Here is a 15531-nt window from a genome sequence, read left to right as displayed (position 1 = left end):
GCACGATATGTCAGTGTGCGAAGCCCAGCAGACCCCCGACGCGCAGTTCAGTGTGCGCAGGCCCAGGGCGCCTTCGCCGTCGCGCTCGCCGCCTGCGCCCGCAGGGTCCGGACGGCCTCCGCCGGGTCGCCCGCGCCGTAGACGGCGGAACCGGCCACGAAGACGTCGGCGCCGGCCTCGGCGCAGCGCTCGATGGTGGTCGCCGAGACACCGCCGTCGACCTGGAGCCAGAGGTCGAGGCCGTGCTTGGAGATCAGCTCCCGGGTGCGGCGGATCTTGGGCAGCATGATGTCGAGGAAGGCCTGGCCGCCGAAGCCGGGCTCCACCGTCATGATCAGCACCATGTCGAGCTCGGGCAGCAGGTCCTCGTACGGCTCGATCGGGGTGGCCGGCTTGAGGGCCATCGAGGCCCTGGCGCCCTTGGCGCGGATCTCCCGGGCCAGCCGGACGGGTGCGGCGGCCGCCTCGGCGTGGAAGGTCACCGAACCGGCGCCCGCCTCGACGAACTGCGGGGCCCAGCGGTCGGGCTGCTCGATCATCAGGTGGCAGTCGAGCGGGATGTCGGTGGCCCGGGACAGCGACTCGACGATCGGGACACCCAGGGTGAGGTTGGGGACGAAGTGGTTGTCCATCACGTCCACGTGCAGCCAGTCCGCGCCGCGTACCGCCTCCGCCTCCTCGGCCAGGCGGGCGAAGTCGGCGGACAGGATGCTGGGGTTGATCTGCGGCATTTCCGGGTACCTCACAGCTCGGTGCGGACGGCGGGAGCGGCCGCCTCGTCCATCATCCTCCCTGCGGCCCGGGACGGGTGAGCCGCGCCCCCTCGCGTGACTCGCGTCACAACACCCGTGCGCCGCCACCGCTCCGGTGCATAGTCACAAAACCAGTACGCAACACCGACAGGCAACACCAGTACGCAGCGGCCGCACCAGCACGACCCGGAGGCGGCCACGACGACCGGAAGGTACCCGATGGCCGAGCTCGTGCACCCCGCCCGCGCACTCTGGTGGCTCTTCGAGCCGGTGCACGCCCTCACCTACTTCTCACCCGAGGGCAGGGCGGCGTACGAGGCGGCGGGCCTGCGGGGCAGCTGGCGCGGGTACTTCGCCGGGCGGTCGGCGCCGCTGGGCCCGGTGGGGGCCACCCCGGTGATCGCGGCGTTCTTCAACTTCGCGCCCGGCATGGTCGAGCGGGCGCTGCCGGACATCTGGCAGCGCGCGAGTCCGGAGGACGCCCTCCGGGCCCGGGTCTCGGGCGCGACGGCGGCGCTGGAGCGGGTGCTGGAGACGGTGAAGCCGGAGCTGATCGAGCGTTCGGTGACGCTGCTGGAGCGCGCGGTCGACGGGCTCGACTGCTGCGGCCGGGTGCTCGCCGCCGCCAACGCCGCACTGCCGCGCCCGGAGGGCCAGTTGGCCCGGCTCTGGCACGCGACCACGGTGCTGCGTGAGCACCGGGGTGACGGGCACATCGCGGCGCTGATCACCGAGGGGCTGGACGGCTGCGAGGCCCTGGTGGTCCGCTCGGCGCTCGACGTCCGCCGCGAACAGCTCCAGCCCTTCCGGGGTTGGACGGACGAGGAGTGGGACGCCGCCACCGAGCGCCTGACCGCCCGGGGCTGGCTGCGCCCGGACGGTTCGATCACGCCCGAGGGCCGCCGCCGTCACCAGGCCCTGGAGGCCGGCACCGACCTCGCCGCCGCCCGGGTCTGGTCGGACTTCCGCCGCAGCGAGCTGGACCAGCTCGCCGCCGCCCTCACCCCGATCTCCACGGCCTGTCGGGCCGAGCTGCCCCCGGTCAACCCGATCGGCCTCCCCAGCAGCAGCTGACCGGCCGACCCGCCGGACCGGAACCGCGTGCGGCCCTCCGCGCGTGTAGGAGGTCGGGCCCGGGGATCGACAGGGGGAACGATGGCACCGGACAGGGATCGGATCTGGCGGCTGACCGCCGTGCTCCTCGCGCTGGCCGGAGCCGTCGGCGGCGCACTGTTCTTCTGGTCCTGGGGCTCGCCCGGGGCCGCCCTGCCCGTGCTGCCGCTCCTGCTGGCGAGCCCGGCCGCGCTGATCCTCGCGTTCCTCTGCTCTCTCGTGGGCTGGAACGACGACGAGGCGATCTCCGGCCGTGTCACCGTCACCCTGCTGCTCACCGCGCTGCTCTGCGTCTCGGCGGCGACCGCGAACTACGCCTACGCCTCCGTCCACGACTGGCAGCGCACCCCGCTCGCCGTCACCGCCACCCTGACCGAGTGCCGGGTCGACGTCAGCCACGGCGACGGCGACTCCGGCCACACCGAGAAGGACAGCTGCGTCTACCACTGGACGGTGGACGGCCAACAGCACAGCGAACGCCGGGAATCCCCCGGCGCGGAGCAGGACGGCAACCGCCTCCGGATCTGGCTGAACCCGCAGACCGGTGAGATCGCCGACCACTCACTCACCGACGTCGTCCTGTGGTGCGCGCTCGCCTTCCTCACCGGAGGCCTGGCCCTCCTCGGAGCGTGGGACCGGGTGCGCGCCAACCTGCGTGGACCCGACCCCTCCTGACGCTGCGCCAGTGTCTCGTGGCAGTACCGGGATGCACCCGAACCACCCGCCGAACCGGGCCCTGCGACCGTCTGTTCGGCGCGGACTTGAAGGCGTATCGTCACATCCCGCACGTGGCAAGATACCTACCAGTAACCGGGGGAATCATGGCACTGGACCTTCCACCTGAACTGCAACCCGTACTCGGCCTGTTGGGGGTCGAGTGGCCGCAGGTCAACGAGGACGAGATCAACCGCTTCGCCGACGAGATCCGCAAGCTGGCCTCGGCGATCGACTCCACCCAGATGGCCGCCGACAAGGCCGTCGCCAAGCTCGGCGAGGTCTACCACGGCTCCTCCGCCGACCAGTTGACCCAGGCCTGGGGCGCAATCTCGAAGTTCTCCGGCCTGGTCGTGGAGGCCTGCGGCGTCATCGCCAACGCTCTCAGCGCGGCCGCCCTGGTGGTCGAGCTCTGCAAGGGCGGGGCGATTGCCCAACTCGCCGTCACCAGCGGCGGATTGGCCACCGCTGCGGCCACCGCGCCGTGGACCACGCCGGCCGTGCTCGCAGCCGGCAAGCAGATCGTCTCGCAGGTCCTGGAGACGGCCGTCACCGAGCTCGGACACGCCCTCGCCCAGCCCGTCGCCGACCTGGTCGACACGGCCGTGAAGGCGGTCACCGGCGGTGACTCCGGCAAGTCCGGCAGCTCCACCGGCCAGGGCTTCGGCGTCGATCTGGCCCAACTGGCCTCCTGCGCCCTCGAACTGCGCGGCCACGCCGACGACGTCGACTCCAACGGCAGCGCCTTCCTGCAGATCTTCGACGGTATGGACCTCGGGCAACCCGGGGAGATCATCGGCAAGGTGGTGATCGAGGCGGCCGAACAGATCGCCACCACCGTCGGCACCGAGGTGATCAAGCGACTGCTCAGCTCCCTCCGGGGCACCGCCGACGGGATGGACCAGGTCGGCAAGAACCTCACCGAGAACGAGGACGCGCACTCCCAGCTGATGAGCAACCTGCTCACCTCGCCGACCCCCACCGCCGCTCTCAGCCCGCTCCAACTCACCGGCGGGGCAAAGACACTCGATGCCTCCGGCACGCACCCGACCTCCCACACCGGCATCGACAGCCTTCACCCCCAGGTCGACCTGGCCGGTGCCGACGGCACCGTGGACCCGAGCCCGGCGGACGGCACACCGGCCACCGTCGCACTCCAGCAGGAGCACCCGGGCACCGGCCCCGCCATGCCGCCCGGCGGTCGGCTCTCCCCCCAGCCCACCCCGGAGACGGGCCCGTCCCACTCCACCACCGGGTCGGGCACCGTAGGCGCCAGGAGCACGGCCGCCGCACCCGGCTCGGCCACCCCCGGTGCGTACGGCCAGCCGGTCCCCGCCACCGGAACCAGCACCGGCACACGGCCGGGGCAGGGCACCGGCACCCTCACCCGGGCCGCCCTCACCCGGCCGCCGACGGACGAACGCGAGGACGAGGACGAGCAGACCGCCGCCGTCCCCGACCTCCCGACCGACCCCCCGGCGGAGGACCCCGACTCCGAGTACTGAGCCCGCGGCCCCCTGACCTCCGGCCGGCCCCGGGGGTCAGCCCGGCAGCCGGAGGTGCGTGCGGCCGCCCTCGTGGTCGAGGATCGCGAGCAGCTCGGCGGGGCCGCCGTGCGCACCGAAGGCGTGCGGGATCATGGTCGAGAACTCGGCCGCCTGACCCGTCTCGACCAGGATGCGGCGGTCGGCGAGGGCCAGCTCGACGGTGCCGGAGAGCACGGTGAACCAGTCCCGGCCGGGGTGGGCCTTCAGCTGCGACGTGCCGGCCGGGGCAGGGCGGGTGAGGCGCATCTTGGCCACCGTCACGGCGGGCTCACGCTTGAGCATCCAGAGCGTGAGCCCGCGCGCCGCGTCGTGCCGGGCCCGGATCACCACGTCACTGTCGTCGACGGGCTCCACGAGTTGGTCCAGCGTGGTGTCGAGCGCGCGGGCGATCGCGGTGAGCTGGTCGAGGCCGATCCGCCGGTGGCCGGTCTCGATCCGGCTCAGGGTGGACGGGCTGAGGAAGCAGCGGGCCGCGAGGTCGTCCAGCGAGAGGCCCATGGCCACCCGCAGGCCCCTGATCCGCTTGCGCACGAGGGTGTCGACGTCGCTGTCTTCTTGCTTCATACGCAAGATGTTATGCGAGAGGCGCAAGTGGCTCGTAGGGTCGAAGCATGACCCACTCCCACGCATCCCACTCGCACGCATCTCACTCGCACGCATCTCACTCGCACGGCGCCGTCCCGCACGGCGCCGTCCCGAACGACGCCGAGCTCGCCCCACTGCTCGACCTCGACGCCGAGGTGCTGCACGCGTACTACGCCGAGCTCTCCGACTGGCTCACCGGCCACGCCGCCGAACTGCCCGGCCTCACCGTCCGCCGGGCGGTCGACCTGGGCGCCGGGACCGGCACCGGCACCTTCGGCCTGCTGCGCCAGTTCCCCGAGGCCGAGGTGACGGCTGTCGACGGCTCGGCCGAGCTTCTCGGCCGCCTCGCCCGCCGGGCGCAGCAGTTGGGCCTCGCCCACCGGGTCAGCACCGTCGAGGCCGACCTGGACGGCTCGTGGCCGGAGCTCGGCGAGCCCGACCTGATCTGGGCCTCCGCCTCCCTGCACCACCTGGCCGACCCGGGCCGGGGTCTGCGCCAGGCGTTCGCCGCCCTGCGGCCCGGCGGGCTGCTGGCCGTGGTCGAACTCTCCGGCTTCCCCCGGTTCCTCCCCGACGACATCGGCCTCGGCACCCCCGGCCTCGAAGCCCGCTGCGACGCCGCCCTCGCCGAGCAGCACGCCGAGGGCCTCCCGCACCTGGGCGCCGACTGGGGCCCACAGCTCACCGAGGCCGGGTTCACCCTCACGGCCGAGCGGCACTTCACCATCGGGCTCTCCCAGCCGCTGCCCGAGGCCACCGGCCGCTACGCCCAGGCCCGGATGCTCCGCCTCCGCTCCGCACTCGACGGCCGCCTGGGCGCCGACGACCTGGCCGTGCTGGACCGACTGGCCGACGAGCACGACCCGCAGGGCGTCCTGCACCGCACCGATCTCACCGTGCGCACCGACCGCTGGGCCTGGCTCGCCCGCCGCCCCCTCGACTCCTGAGCCACTCGCGGACCTACTCGTCGAGGGCCTGGTACGCCGAGGTCCAGAAGTCCCGGAAGACCGGCGGAGGTTCGGGGGAGGCCAGCAGACGCTGGGTCATCAGCACACCCACCAGGTCCTCCGTCGGGTCCGCGTAGCCGGAGGTGCCGATGCCGCCGTCCCAGCCGAACCGGCCGGGGGTGGCCCAGACGTCGTCCCGCCGTACGGTGACGCCGCAGCCGAAACCCCAGCCCCGGCCGTCCCCGAGGAAGCTGTCGGCCCGCTGCTGGGGCGTCAGTTGGTCGCTGGTCATCAGGTCCACCGACGGGCGGGAGAGGATCCGGCCGGAGCCGTACCGGCCCTTCGCCAGTAGCATCCGCGAGAACGCGAGGTAGTCGTCGACGGTGGAGACCAGGCCGCCGCCGCCGGAGGCGAAGACCGGCGGGCTCGCCCAGGAGCTGGACGCCGGGTCGTCGTGCAGGGTGAGGGTGCCCGTCCGGGGGTCGGCCCAGTAGCTGGTGGCGAGGCGCGGCAGGCTGCTCGCGGGGACGTGGAAGCCGGTGTCGGCCATCCCGAGCGGCCCGAGGATCCGCTCCCGCAGGACGTCGCCGAGAGGCTGCCCGGTGGCCCGCTCGATCAGGATGCCCAGCACGTCGGAGCCGGTGTGGTACTGCCAGACCGTGCCCGGCTGGTGCATCAACGGCAGGGCTCCGAGCCGCCGCAGCCACTCGTCCGGCTCGATCTGCGGCGGGCGCTCACCGGGCATCAGCCCGGCCTCCGCCATCGCGCGCTGGATCGGGTAGCTGCCCGGCGGGGCCATCACCACCCCGAAGCCCATCCGGAAGGTGAGCAGGTCCCGGAGGGTGATCGGGCGCCGGGCCGGGCCGGTCTCGTCGAGCGGGCCGTCGAGGCTCCTGAGCACCTGACGGTCGGCGAGTTCGGGCAGCAGCGGATCGACCGGGTCGTCGAGCCGCAGTCGGCACTCCTCCACCAGCGCCATCGCCGCGACCGCCGTGACGGGCTTCGTCATCGAGGCGATCCGGAAGAGCGTGTCCCGCCGCATCGGCGGGCCGTCGATCGCCATCCGCCCGACCGCCTCGACCTGCACCTCGCCCTGCCTGCTCACCAGGGCCACCAGGCCCGGGAGTTCGCCGCGATCGACGTGCCCCGCCAGCACCTCGCGCAGCCGCCCGCGCCGGGCCTTCGAGAATCCTCGGCCACCCATCATGTGCGCCTCACCTCTGACCAACTCCCGTCCCCTGCCGACACACCAGGACCAATCCCTGACAACTACCCGTCCACCACCAGGTCTCGCACCGTCGCGATGGTGTCGGCCTCCGCCGGTGTCTTGTCCGCCCGGTACCGCACGACCCTGGCGAAGCGCAGCGCGAGCCCGGCAGGGTAGCGGGGGCTGCGCTGGAGGCCGTCGAAGGCGATCTCCACCACCAGTTCGGGCCGCACCCGGACGACGTCGGCGCCGCGGCTGCGCTCCGTCCCGGTCTCGCGGGCGAGCAACTGCTCGGTCTGCCAGGCGAGTACGTCGTCGGTGAGGCCCTTGAAGGTCTTGCCGAGCATCACCCAGGGCTCCAGCGCCGGGTCGTCGTCGTTGCGCGCGCCGAGGTGGAGATTGCTGAGGCGGCCCCGGCGGCCGCCGCTGCCCCACTCCGCCGCGAGCACCACCAGGTCCAGCGTGTGCCGGGGCTTGACCTTGATCCAGCCCGCACCGCGCCGCCCGGCGGCGTACGACGCGGCCGGGTCCTTCACCAGCACCCCCTCGTGCCCGTGCGCCAGCGCGTCCTCGAAGAACGCCGCCGCCTCTCCGGGGTCGGCGGTGACGGCGTGCGGCACCCGCAGCCCCTCCGGGGTCACCTCGGCGAGGGCGGCCCAGCGCAGCTCGCCCGGGAGGTCGATCAGGTCGGTGCCGTCGCGGTGCAGCAGGTCGAAGAAGAACACCCGCAGCGGGGTCTCGGCGCGCAGCCGTTCCGGGTCCTGCCGGGAGGCCGTCCGGGCGGCGGTGACCTGGAAGGGGCGCGGGCGTCCGTCGGGGCCGAAGGCGATCGCCTCGCCGTCGAGCACCGCCGACCGTACGGCCAGGGCGCGGGCGGCCTCCACCACCTCGGGCACCCGGGCGGTGATCTCGTCCAGGCTGCGGGTGAAGACCCGCACCTCCTCGCCGTCCCGGTGCACCTGCACGCGGATGCCGTCGAGCTTCCACTCCAGCGCCGCGCGCCCAGTGCGTTCCAGGGCAGCCGTCACGTCGGGCGCCGAGGCCGCGAGCATCGGCCGTACGGGGCGGCCCACTTCGAGGCCGAAGGCGCGCAGCGCCGGTGCCCCGCCCGCGAGTGCGGCGGCCGCGACGGCCCGCGCCGAGCCCCGGAACATGAGCGCCCTTCGCACCAACGCCGCCGGCACCCCGGCTGCCTTGGCGACGGCGTCGGCCATCACCGCGTCGAGTGCGCCCTGCCGCAGTTCGCCGACCAGCACGGCCCGCAGGAAGTCCTGCTCCTCCGCCGTGGCGCGCCCGAACAGCCCGGCCAGCAGCCGGTGCCGCTCGGCCTGCGCGCCCTTCCCGTGCACGGCGGCGATCTCCACCAACGCGTCCTCGGTCTCCGCCACCCCGAGGGTCGCCTCCCCGGCAGGCTCGGGCAGCTCCTGCAACCCGGCGTAGCCGACGCCCACCCGCAGCCGCCGCGACTCCCCCGACAGCAGCGCCACGGCCGCCGGCAGCTCGTCCGCCCCCAGCTCCGCGAGGCACTCCGCGAGCAGCGCGATCTTCACATTCCGCGCCGGCTCACCGGCCACGGCCCGCGAGGTCCCGGCCAGACGCTCCAGCAGCATGCCTCCATGCTCCGTCACACTCCGCCCACCGGCGCGGGGGACTACGCGAAACGGAGAGCCGCCGAGCGGCTGCTACCCGAACTCGTCCAGCAGCCGGTAGAACGCCAGCCGCGAGGCGTCCGGCACCGGCCCGCCGTAGCGGGCCAGGAAGCGGGCGGCGCTGCGCTCGCCGTACTGCGGGTTGAGGCGGGTGTCGGCGAGGCTGCGGGCGGCGACCGCGAGGTCGGCGGCGCGGTCGGCGACACCCAGACGGCCGAGGTCGATCAGGGCGGTGACGGCCAGCCTCCGGGGGTCGAGCAGGACGTTCGGCACGCAGAGGTCCCCGTGGCAGACCGCGAGATCCTCACGACCGGGGGCGGGGGCGGTCCGCTCCAGCTCCGCGAGCAGATCGGGGCGCTCCCCCGAGGCCCGCGCCGCCGGGAGCGTCACCGCGAGCGGGGAGTCCGCCTGCGGACCGACCAGTGAGTTTCTACTTCCCGTACGGGCCGAGCACGATGCCGCGCCCGGCGAAGAAGCGTGGCAGGTCGTCCCAGGGCACGGGGGCGAACTGCTGGGAGTCGCCGGGGAAGCCGGACGGGTTGTGGATGACCAGGGCGTCGGGGGTGCTGCCGACGGCGAGGACGAGGTGGCCACCGAGGCGCGGCGGGTGCGGGTCCAGGGTGCGGATGGAGGGGTGCACGGAGAGCATCACGAGCTGCCCGGCCGCGAGCAGTCCGGGCAGTTCGTCGGCGGTCAGCGGCGCGCGGGCCTCGGCGTGCAGGCCCCAGCGCTCGCGGGCGTACGTGGCGAACGGGGCGTGGATCAGCCCGTCGAGGCGCCCGTCCGGATGGCGTACGTAGGCCCCGGCGGCCCGGCACTCCTCGGCGAGGGTGACCGCGGGCGGCGCGATGCCCCACCAGTGGTCGAGGGCCATCCGCAGGCAGGCCACGCCGCAGATCCGCCAGGACCAGTACTCGTACTCCTCGGCGCTGACGGCGCCGGAGCGCTCCCAGCGGGGGTCGTCGGCGGCGAGGCTGGTGCCGGCCAGGATGTCCGGCACCAGCTCGGGTGACTCCCACTGGGCGTAGTAGGGCACCTGATGGACGGTCGTGTCATTGGTAGGCGGCACGCCTCCCATTCTGCGGGAGGCCCCGCCGTGCGGCGCTTCCGGGCCTCTTCGACCGACCGGCTACCAGGCGTAGTCCTCGGGGGCGGTGCGGCGGCCGGGGAAGATCTCGTCCAGCCGGTCGAGGGTCTTCTGGTCGAGCGTGAGGTCGACGGCCCGGACGGCGGCGTGCAGCTGGTCGAGGGTGCGCGGGCCGACGATCGGGGCGGTGACGGCGGGGCGGGAGAGCAGCCAGGCGAGGGCGATGTCGCCGGGCTCCTGGCCGAGCTCGGCGGCGAAGTCCTCGTACTGCTGGAGCTGCTCGCGCCGGGCGGCGAGGGCGTTGGCCGCGTGGCCGGAGGTCCGCCGGACTCCCTCGTTCTCCTTGCGCAGGACGCCGCCGAGCAGGCCGCCGTGCAGCGGCGACCAGGGGATCAGACCGAGGCCGTAGTACTCGGCGGCGGGGATGACCTCCAGCTCGATGCTGCGCTCCAGCAGGTTGTAGAGGGACTGCTCGCTGGTGAGGCCGAGGAAGTTGCGGGAGCGGGCGGCCTCCTGGGCCTGGGCGATGTGCCAGCCGGCGAAGTTGCTGGAGCCGACGTAGATGATCTTGCCCTGGGCGACCAGCACCTCCATCGCCTGCCAGATCTCCTCCCACGGCGTGGACCGGTCCACGTGGTGCATCTGGTAGAGGTCGATGTGGTCGGTCCGCAGCCGCCGCAGGCTGGCCTCGACCGCGCGGCGGATGTGCAGGGCGGAGAGCCTGCCCTCGTTGGGCCAGTCGCCGAGCTGTCCGTAGACCTTGGTGGCGAGCACGGTCTTCTCGCGGCGGCCACCGCCCCGGGCGAACCAGCTGCCGATGATCTCCTCGGTGTGCCCCCGGTGCTCGGCCGAGCCGTAGGTGTTGGCCGTGTCGAAGAAGTTGATGCCCTGTCCGTGGGCGGCGTCCATGATCAGGTGGGCGTCGGCCTCCTCGGTGTGCGGGCCGAAGTTCATCGTGCCGAGGCAGAGACGGGACACGTTAAGGCCGGTACGGCCGAGGTTGGTGTACTCCATACCCGTCACCCTCAGCCGTACCGGTCGGTACTGTCCAGCAATTACCGCCCCGGACGGCCCAATGGCCCTTCGCGCCAGAACAATTCGAGCCAACTACGCATGCGTGGACGGGTGGGCCGTCGGCCAGGAGCCGATCTCCCAACCGGCATACACCCCCACCCTTGCATCCTCCAGGCACCGCAACCCCACGGTCACCCGGCGGACCGATCCTTCGCCGGCCTGCGAGAACGCGACAGCCGCCTCGAACTCCTCACCCCCGCACGGGCACATGACCCAATCAGGATCCACGTCCTCCCAGAAATCCTCGCTGTCCGCGATGAACATCCGAATGCAACAAGCCGAGCAATCAAGCGCAACACCGCCCTCGACGCCACCAACGAGAGGGAGGAACTCGCGGCCGCTGCATCCGCACACGCAGTGCACGATCTTCACGGCACGGCCGTCGCCAGCAGCCCGAAGGAGCTCAGCGAGCTCCACCGAGACACCCTCGCCAACCTGGTCATCAGCATGCACGAGCGCATCCTCCAAGACTCTTCGTACCGGCGGTTCGGTGTGCGGATCAGGCGTAGTAGCCCTGGAGGTCCGCGACGATGTCGGTGCGGCCGCTGTGGTTGTAGATGTTGATGCAGCCGTCGCTGTCGAGCGGGACGAGTGTCAGGTTGGCCACCGTCGTTCCCGGGAGCAGGTTGAGGCTCGAGGTGGTCGGGCGGGCGCCGCTGCCGTAGGTGGTCAGGTAGGTGCCGGCGGTGGCGCCGGTGCCGGTGAGGTTGAGCAGGACGGCCTGGGCGTTGGCCGGGACGCCGTTGGTGCCGGCGATCTTCAGGCGCAGGGTGCTGTCGGGGCCGACCGGGGCCGTGGGGGTGCCGATGTCGTGGCGGGTGTCCAGTACGCGGACCGGCGACTGCGCGATGTACGAGGAGCTCGGGGAGGCGACCGTCCCGTACCAGCCCTGGAGGTCGACGATCAGGTCCGTGCTGCCGCTGTGGTTGTAGAAGGTGGCGTTGCCCTTGCTGTCGACGGGGACCACGACCAGGTTGGAGACGGTGGAGCCGGCGGACGGGTTGAGGTTCGAGACGGTGGGGAGCGCGGTGCCGGCGGCGTGGGCGGTGATGAAGGTCTCGGCGGTGGCGTTGGTCGCCGTCACGTGGGCCAGGACGGCGGTGGTGTAGTCGTCCAGGCCGAGGTGCACGGTCAGCGAGCCGCCGGGGCCGATCTTGGCTGCGGGCGCGCCGGTGCCGTAGCGGGTGTCGACCACCCGCTTCGGGCCGTTGGCCTCGAAGTAGCCCGCGCCGGTCACGTACGCGTCCGGGGTGTAGTAGCCCTGGAGGTCGGCTATCAACTGGATGTTGCCGAAGCGGTTGTAGAGGTCCACGTAGCCGTCGGCGCTCACCGGCACGGTGACCTGGTTGACCACGGTCCTCCCGGCGGGGAAGTTCAGGTTGGACACGGTGGGGCGCTCGGTGCCGTCCGGGTACGCCGCGACCCAGCCTCCGGCGGTGGCGCCGGTCTCGGTCAGGTTGAGGGTGACGGCCGTGACCCGGGCCGCGTTGACCCCGTTCGCCCCGGTGACCTTGAACCGCACGACGCTGTCGGGGCCGACCGCACGGGCGGGCGCGCCGATGCCGTAGCGGGTGTCGACGATGCGCACGGGTGTCACGGGCACGAACTGGGAGCCGACCGTTATCGGCCGGGAGATGGTGGCCGTCTGTCCGCCCTGGTCGGTGATGGTCGCGGTGACGGTGTACGAGCCGGGCGCCCGGTAGTCGTAGTCGGCGTAGAGGTCGGAGCCCGCCTCCTGCGGCGGCCTGCCGTCGCCGAAGTCGAGGAGGGCATGGGCGATCGGCCACGGGGCGGTGGTGCCACCGAGGTTGACGTACACGGAGAGCGGTCGGCTGACCTGGCCCCCGCCGACGAACATCGCGGGCCGGATCGGCCCCGGCTGCGTCACGCTGAAGTTGGTCGCCGCCGACCGCACGGCCCCGAACGGCAGGTGGGCAGTGACCTTCGGGGAGGCGTAGGTGCCCGCCGTGCTGAAGGCGTGGGTGACGGTCGGTACGGCCGAGTCCACCGTGGGGGTGCCGTCGCCGAAGTCGAAGGTGTAACTGACGGGCGAGTTCCACGGGTTGCTGACCGCAGCCGTGAACGTGACCGGCGCCTGCGCCGGTCCGGACGCGGCGGACGGTGTCAGCGACGTGATCTGGAACGGGTCCTGCATCTCGACCGCGCCCCGGTCGTTGTAGCCGACGCCGGTACCGGTGGGCGCCTGGCCGGGCACGCCGATACGCGGGTTGCCGTAGAAGTCGGTGTCGAGCTCGCCCGGAGCAGCGGCGTCGGCCGAGTCCAGGGCGGGCGAGCCCGACTGCGGCGCGTACGGCTGGATCCCGCCCGCGTTCAGCTTCGGGTCGCCCTGAGCGTCGTGGGCGCCCTGCCCGGTGGCCGAGGCCAGCGCGAGCGGGTCGGAGTAGTCGGCTCCACCCCAGGAGTACGGCTTCAGATCCGCGTTCGGGAAGACGACGTTGTAGTCGAGCGTGCTACCGGGAGTGGACCCGGCGGCGACGGACACCTCGGGCCCGCCGGGCGGGCAGCCCTGCCGCACGGCCCCGTCCTTGCGGAACACGTTGTTCTCCACCACCGAGCCGGTGGACGCTCCGGCCAGGACGACCCCCGAACCGCAGTTCCCGAAGGTCGTGTTGCTGGTGACCACCGTGCCCGGCGCGTCGGCGACGCTCACCCCGCCACCGGAGTTGCCGAGGAGCAGACTGGTCGTCACGGTGGTGGCGGTCGCACCGGAGACGTACACGCCCGGCCCCAGCGCCGAGGCGATCTTGGCGCGGGACACGGTGACGTGATCGGACCCCGCCCCGACCAGGACACCGCTCGGCGCCCTCGAACCTGCGGGCACCGGAGCGGCGTTGCTGCCGGTGAAGACCCCGTCCAGTGTCACCCGCGAGGAGTTCGACACCACGATGTCGTCGGAACTGGTCGTCAGGTTGAGCGCCTTCAGGAGGACGTCGTGCACGCCGTCGAGGACGAAGGCGTGCGCCCCACGGTAGTTGACGTACGTCGCAGGCTGGTTCGACCCCCACCTCGTCCCGCCGGTGATGGTGATCGGCCGACCGGGGGCACCGGACCGCGTCAGATCGACCTCGCCGTCGTACACGCCGGCGGCTATCTGCACGGTCTGCCCCGGCTCCGCGACGGCCACCGCGGCGGTGACGGTGCAGTACGGGGTCTCCCTCGACCCGGCGGCTGCTGCGGTGTCCGAACAACGGACGGACTGGCTGTCGTTGTTGACGTACAGCGTGCTGCCGTCCGCGTGAGCGGCCTGAACCACCGTCACGGAACCGGCGGTCAGCGCCGCCGTGGCGACGCCGAGAAGAATCTTCCTGCGCAAAAGTTGGTCCCCCTGGGAATGCGCGTGCCGCCGACCTGACCGATCAGCCCGAGCCCGACACCGAAAACGATCAGATAGTACGCCGCAGCAGCGCCAGGTACATCGCGTCGGTCCCGTGCAGGTGCGGCCAGAGCTGAACGTCCGGGCCGTCGCCCAGTGCGGGGACACCGGGGAGCAGCGGGCGGGCGTCGATCCACTCCAGACCGGCGTCGGCCCGCATGACGTCGTCGACGACGGCGCGGGTCTCGGCCAGGTGCGGCGAGCAGGTCGCGTAGCCGACGACGCCGCCGATCCGGGTGGCGGCCACGGCCGCACGCAGCAGGTCGCGCTGGAGCGGCCCGAAGGCGGGGATGTCGTCGGGGCGGCGGCGCCAGCGTGCCTCGGGCCGTCGGCGCAGGGCGCCCAGGCCCGAGCACGGCACGTCGACCAGCACCCGGTCGAAGGCCTGCTCCTGCCAGGCGCGCTTGGTGCCGTCGGCGGCGATCACCACGTACGGCCCGGGGTTGCCGTCCAGCGCGCGGGCGACCAGGCGGGCGCGGTGCGGCTGCTTCTCGCTGGCGACCAGCGCGGCGCCGCGCTCGGCCGCCAGGGCGGCGAGCAGGGCGGCCTTGCCGCCGGGCCCGGCGCAGCCGTCGAGCCAGAGCCGGTCCGGCCCGTCCAGCGGGGCGGCGGCGAGCGCGGACGCGACGAGCTGGCTGCCCTCGTCCTGCACCCCGGCCCGGTTCTCCTTCACCGCGTCCAGGCCGCCCGGGTCGCCGCCCTCGGCGAGCCGCACGGCGTACGGCGACCAGCGCCCGGCCTGCGCCTCGGGCAGCGACGCGAGCAGTTCGGCCGCGTCGGAGCGGCCCGGCCGGGCGACCAGCGTGACCTCGGGGCGTTCGTTGTCGGCGTGCAGCAGCTCCTCGATCGCGGCCCGGCCGGACGCGCCGGGCTGCCAGCGGCCGAGCGAGTCCCAGAGCGCGGAGACCACCCAGCGCGGGTGGGAGTGCACGACGGCGAGGTGGTCCTCGGCGTCCTGCTCGTACGGCGGCGCGACCTGCTGCACCCAGGCGTCGAGCTCCTGCGCGCTGATCTTCCGCAGCACGGCGTTGACGAACTTCGCCCGCCCGTCGCCGAGCACCACCCGGGCCAGCTCGACGGTGGCGGACACCGCCGCGTGCGAGGGGATGCGGGTGGTGAGCAGCTGGTGGGCGCCGAGCGAGAGCACGTCCAGCACCGGCGGGTCGACCTCGCGCAGCGGGCGGTCGATGCAGGCCGCGATGATCGCGTCGTAGGTGCCCCGGAGGCGCAGGGTGCCGTAGACGAGTTCGGTGGCGAGGGCGGCGTCCCGGCGGTCCATGCCCTTCTGCTCGGCCTCGCGCAGCAGCGAGGGGAGGATCAGGTTGGAGTACGCGTCACGCTCGTCGACGGCCCGCAGGGCCTTGAAGGCGACGATCCGGGCCGGGTCCTTCTTCGGACGGCGGTGCGGGCGGGCGGGGCGCTTGGCGCTGGGGGTGGTCACGGGGAGCCTCAAAAGGTGCTG

Annotated in this window: 13 protein-coding genes and 1 pseudogene; 4 read left to right on the top strand and 10 right to left on the bottom strand. The window is 73.1% G+C overall.

Annotated elements, in window-relative coordinates:
- Positions 1–47: 47 nt before the first annotated feature.
- Positions 48–731 carry a ribulose-phosphate 3-epimerase gene (gene rpe, locus ACR68M_RS30255; protein WP_441247329.1) on the bottom strand — a complete coding sequence of 228 codons (684 nt, stop codon included), beginning with the start codon at positions 729–731 and terminating at the stop codon, positions 48–50.
- A gap of 240 nt (positions 732–971) precedes the next feature.
- On the opposite strand from rpe, the gene ACR68M_RS30250 reads away from it, so the two are divergent.
- The 3 genes from ACR68M_RS30250 (at position 972) to ACR68M_RS30240 (ending at position 4084) form a co-directional block, all read left to right on the top strand.
- Positions 972–1826: an SCO6745 family protein gene (locus ACR68M_RS30250; RefSeq protein WP_441247328.1), complete on the top strand. Its 855-nt coding sequence runs from the start codon at positions 972–974 to the stop codon at positions 1824–1826.
- Between the two features lie 81 nt (positions 1827–1907).
- Complete coding sequence (locus ACR68M_RS30245; protein WP_441247327.1) at positions 1908–2540, top strand: hypothetical protein; 633 nt, start codon at positions 1908–1910, stop codon at positions 2538–2540.
- A gap of 146 nt (positions 2541–2686) precedes the next feature.
- Positions 2687–4084, top strand: coding sequence for a hypothetical protein (locus ACR68M_RS30240; RefSeq protein WP_441247326.1), 1398 nt, complete (start codon positions 2687–2689; stop codon positions 4082–4084).
- A 36-nt stretch (positions 4085–4120) separates the two neighbouring features.
- On the opposite strand, the gene ACR68M_RS30235 is transcribed toward ACR68M_RS30240, so the two are convergent.
- On the bottom strand, positions 4121–4690 hold the full coding sequence (locus ACR68M_RS30235; RefSeq protein ID WP_441247325.1) for an XRE family transcriptional regulator: 570 nt from the start codon (positions 4688–4690) through the stop codon (positions 4121–4123).
- 47 nt (positions 4691–4737) lie between these two features.
- Here ACR68M_RS30235 and ACR68M_RS30230 point away from each other — a divergent pair, with 47 nt between their 5' ends.
- Complete coding sequence (locus ACR68M_RS30230) at positions 4738–5658, top strand: class I SAM-dependent methyltransferase (protein WP_441247324.1); 921 nt, start codon at positions 4738–4740, stop codon at positions 5656–5658.
- A 13-nt stretch (positions 5659–5671) separates the two neighbouring features.
- Here ACR68M_RS30230 and ACR68M_RS30225 read toward each other — a convergent pair whose 3' ends face one another.
- The 8 genes and pseudogenes from ACR68M_RS30225 to ACR68M_RS30190 form a co-directional block, all read right to left on the bottom strand.
- The gene (locus ACR68M_RS30225) at positions 5672–6865 is read right to left on the bottom strand and encodes a serine hydrolase domain-containing protein (RefSeq protein ID WP_441247323.1); all 1194 of its coding nucleotides are present in this window, start codon (positions 6863–6865) and stop codon (positions 5672–5674) included.
- 62 nt (positions 6866–6927) lie between these two features.
- Positions 6928–8475 (bottom strand): ATP-dependent DNA ligase, encoded by a 1548-nt coding sequence (locus ACR68M_RS30220; protein ID WP_441247322.1) that lies wholly within the window; start codon positions 8473–8475, stop codon positions 6928–6930.
- Between the two features lie 72 nt (positions 8476–8547).
- A pseudogene (locus ACR68M_RS30215) lies at positions 8548–8919 on the bottom strand (phosphotransferase); the annotation flags it as partial.
- Between the two features lie 25 nt (positions 8920–8944).
- Positions 8945–9592: a C39 family peptidase gene (locus tag ACR68M_RS30210; RefSeq protein WP_441247321.1), complete on the bottom strand. Its 648-nt coding sequence runs from the start codon at positions 9590–9592 to the stop codon at positions 8945–8947.
- A gap of 51 nt (positions 9593–9643) precedes the next feature.
- Positions 9644–10615 carry an aldo/keto reductase gene (locus ACR68M_RS30205; RefSeq protein WP_441247320.1) on the bottom strand — a complete coding sequence of 324 codons (972 nt, stop codon included), beginning with the start codon at positions 10613–10615 and terminating at the stop codon, positions 9644–9646.
- A 93-nt stretch (positions 10616–10708) separates the two neighbouring features.
- Positions 10709–11143, bottom strand: coding sequence for a hypothetical protein (locus tag ACR68M_RS30200; RefSeq protein ID WP_441247319.1), 435 nt, complete (start codon positions 11141–11143; stop codon positions 10709–10711).
- A 31-nt stretch (positions 11144–11174) separates the two neighbouring features.
- Positions 11175–14009, bottom strand: a complete 2835-nt coding sequence (locus ACR68M_RS30195) for a PKD domain-containing protein (protein ID WP_441247318.1) — start codon at positions 14007–14009, stop codon at positions 11175–11177.
- Positions 14010–14079: 70 nt separating this feature from the next.
- Complete coding sequence (locus ACR68M_RS30190) at positions 14080–15510, bottom strand: RsmB/NOP family class I SAM-dependent RNA methyltransferase (RefSeq protein WP_441247317.1); 1431 nt, start codon at positions 15508–15510, stop codon at positions 14080–14082.
- Positions 15511–15531: the final 21 nt, after the last annotated feature.

This window comes from Kitasatospora sp. McL0602 (assembly GCF_052076145.1).
GTDB lineage: Bacteria > Actinomycetota > Actinomycetes > Streptomycetales > Streptomycetaceae > Kitasatospora.
This window is presented reverse-complemented; position numbering and strand designations above follow the sequence as displayed.